This window comes from Pseudactinotalea sp. (assembly GCF_048594945.1).
Lineage (GTDB): Bacteria > Actinomycetota > Actinomycetes > Actinomycetales > Beutenbergiaceae > Pseudactinotalea.
Window position 1 is genome coordinate 1 of record NZ_JBMDXJ010000171.1, and the last position, 3,173, is coordinate 3,173.

Below are 3,173 nucleotides of genomic sequence, written 5' to 3' on the forward strand. Positions count from 1 at the left end.
CCCCTCTCGCTGCCAGTTGGCGGGCAGCTCGAAGGTGCGCACGTAGTCGCCAGTGGGGTTCTCGTCAGGGACCCGCGGCGGATCGATCGGGAACGGATAGGCCGTGTTCGTGTAGAGCGGGTCGCCGTAGCCCTGGAGCACCCAGTGCCCAGGCACCTCGATCTCGTCCCAGCCCGCCACCTCGGTGCCGGGCCGCGGGCCGGTGCCCGCCGCCGTCGGGCTCAGCCTGAACCGCCAGGTGCCGGACAGGTTCACGGAGCGGCGGCTGTGCCGCAGGCCTTGACTGCGCGTGCGGCGCAGCCCGTGGGAGGGCGTGGGGGTCTGGATCGCGTGTGTCATCGGCTGCTCGGGTCGGGGATCAGTCGGTCAGAGTCGAGGGCGGCGTGCCGAGCGCCTCGACGGCGTCCCACACGTTCTCGGGGATCGGCTCAGCCAGCAGCGCATCGAGTTCGGCGAGCCGGCGAAGGCTGCTGATGCCCACGACCGTGCTCCGCACCCAGGGCGATCGCGTGGAGAAGCGCAGCGCGAGCGCGCCGGTCGAGACGCCGTGCTCGGCGCACGTGCGACGCAACCGCGCCACCCAGTCCAGCAGCTCGTCGGATGCCGGGCGGTAGCCGTACCTGGTGCTGTTGGTCGAGCCGTTCGCCAGCAGGCCACCACCGAAGGGCGCGGCGTTGAGGACCGCCATGCCTCGTTGCGCTGCCTCATGGAACAAGGACGCTGCGGAGGCGTCCACGAGCGTGTACCGGTTGTGGCTGAGCAGTACCTCGAACGCACCCGTGCGCACGTAGCCGGCCATCAACTCGCTCGGCCCCGCGGCCACGCCGATCGCACCGACGAGACCCTGATCGCGCAACTCGGTCAGCCCTTGCACCGCGCCGCCCGGCCCCATCGCCTGCTCGAAGGTGATCGTGTACGGGTCGTGCAGCTGGTACAGCGGCAGCCGATCGAGACCCAGGCGCGCGGTGGACTCCTCGAACGAACGCCACACGCGATCCCGGTCGAACGCTCCGGTCTCCAGGTCACGGTCGGCCTTCGAGAGCACCACGATGCCCTCCGGGAGACCGCCGAGCTCACGGATCGCCGCCCCCAACACCTGCTCGCTGCGACCGCCCGCGTACATGTTCGAGGTGTCCACGAGCGCGTGCGCACTCGTGAGCATCCCGATCGCGAGCTCCACCTCGGCCGGCGTCACAGGCGCGGAGGGATCGCCGTCGGGCGGCACCTGCCCCAGACCCGACGTGCCGATCGTCACCACTGCCGCCGGCCATGAGGCCGGGCCAGGTATCGCCGTCATCCCTTGATCGCTCCCGAAGCCATGCCCTTCATGATCTGCTTGCTGAGCAGCAGGAAGATCACGAGGGTGCCGAACACATTGAGGCAGATCGCTGCGAACAGCGGTCCGTAGTTGGTCGCACCGTACTCACCCGAGAAGTTCAGCAGACCCACCTGGATCGTCGCGAGATCCGGGTTGGTGACGAACGTCAACGCCACCAACAGGTCGTTCCAGATCGAGAAGAACTGCACGAGCCCGAGCGTGACGATCGCGTTGGTCACCATCGGTATCCCGACCGAGACGAAGGACCGGAGCATGCTCGCGCCATCGATCGTGGCGGCCTCGAAGATCTCGCGCGGGAGCGAGCGGAAGTAGGCAGCCATCATGAACACCGTCAACGGCAACCCCATCGCCGTGTAGGTGAGGATGAACGGCCAGTAGGTCTCGGTCAGACCGATGCGGAAGTAGGAGATGAACAGCGGCACCAGCAGCATCTGGCCAGGCACCATGATGCCCGCAAGGAACAGCAGCAGCGTGGTGTTGCGGCCCTTCCAGACCATCACCTCGAGCGCGAATCCGGCAGCGACGCCCGTCGCGAGCAGCAGGAACAGCGAGGGCACCGTGGCAATCACCGAGTTGCGCACGTTGGTGGCGAAGCTGCCCGTGATCCAGGCCTCGACGTAGTTGCCCCACTGCCACTCCTCCGGCAACGCGAAGATGCCGCCGGTGAGGAACTCGTTCTGGGTCTTGAAAGAGCTGATGAGGAGCCAGATCATCGGCGCGACCATGACGCTCAGCAGCAGCGCGACCAGCACCCAGACCACGACACGGCCGAACGTCAACCGGCGGCTGAACGGGGATCGGCGGCGGCGCACTCCGCCCACGGCTGCGGCGGTCATCGCTTCGCTCCCTTCGCGGCCGTGACATCTCGGCGCGAGCTGCGGAACACCAGGATCGTGATGAGGAACGCCACCACCGTGAGCGCGAGCGCCAGGGTGGAGCCGTATCCGTACTCGTTGTAGGTGAAGGTGGTGCGGAACATGTACAGGGTCAGCGGCATGGTGTCGTTACCTGGACCGCCATTCGTCAACGCGATCACCGAGTCGAACACCTTGAAGGTGGAGTTGATCGCGAAGACCGTGGCAGCCAGCAGCACCGGTAGCGACAACGGGATCACGATGTGGCGCACCAGCCGCAGACCGTTCGCGCCGTCGATCCGCGCGGACTCGATGACCTCCTCGGGGATGTCCACCAGGCCCGCAAAGAGCAGCACGGCGAAGAAGCCCATCGACTTCCAGACGTCCATGATCATGAAGACAGCGAAGGCCGTTCCGCCATCGCCGAGCCAGTCGATGCTCTGGCCACCGAAGAACTCGATGACGGCGTTGACCGGGCCCGGCTGCGGGTTGATCGCGAAGATGCGCTTGAACAGCTGCGCGACCGCCACGGTCGGCAGGATCACCGGGAAGAAGCAGATCGTCCGCACGATCACCGAGGATTTCTTCAGTGCGAACACATACAGCAGCGCCAGCAGATATCCCGCGCTGACCTGCAGCACGGTCGCCACGGCGGCGTACTTGAAGGAGAAGGTCAGCGCCTCCCAGAAGTTGCTGTCACCGACCAGGCGCGTGAAGTTGTCGAACCCTGCGGGCGTGAAGCCCCGGAGCACGTTGCCATCGAAGAAGGTCAGTCCGAGCGACCAGAATATCGGCACGACCTTGATCAGCGTGTAGAACAGCAGCGCGGGCGCGAGCAGGATGAGGATCGTCTTCTTGTCACCCAGGACGCTCTGCATTCCCGGCCCTCCTCGTGGTGGCGGCACCGCGCTCAGGGCGCGGTACCTGTGATCGCTTGCGGCGCGTCGGGGGGGGGGGGGGGGGGCGCCCCCCCCCCCCCC

4 protein-coding genes are annotated in these 3,173 nt (G+C 66.9%); all 4 read right to left on the minus strand.

Annotated elements, in window-relative coordinates; genetic code table 11:
- Window positions 1-339 (minus strand): sugar-binding domain-containing protein (locus ACOJSN_RS07680; protein WP_420111915.1); only part of this gene is annotated, 339 nt, incomplete at its 3' end.
- 19 nt (window positions 340-358) lie between these two features.
- Entirely contained in the window at window positions 359-1,297 is a 939-nt protein-coding gene (locus tag ACOJSN_RS07685; protein ID WP_420111916.1) for an aldo/keto reductase, read from the minus strand.
- Window positions 1,294-2,175, minus strand: coding sequence for a carbohydrate ABC transporter permease (locus ACOJSN_RS07690; protein ID WP_420111917.1), 882 nt, complete (start codon window positions 2,173-2,175; stop codon window positions 1,294-1,296). Before ACOJSN_RS07690 ends, ACOJSN_RS07685 begins: the two co-directional genes overlap by 4 nt.
- Window positions 2,172-3,071 carry a carbohydrate ABC transporter permease gene (locus ACOJSN_RS07695; RefSeq protein WP_420111918.1) on the minus strand — a complete coding sequence of 300 codons (900 nt, stop codon included), beginning with the start codon at window positions 3,069-3,071 and terminating at the stop codon, window positions 2,172-2,174. The genes ACOJSN_RS07690 and ACOJSN_RS07695 overlap by 4 nt, the downstream gene beginning before the upstream one ends.
- Window positions 3,072-3,173: the final 102 nt, after the last annotated feature.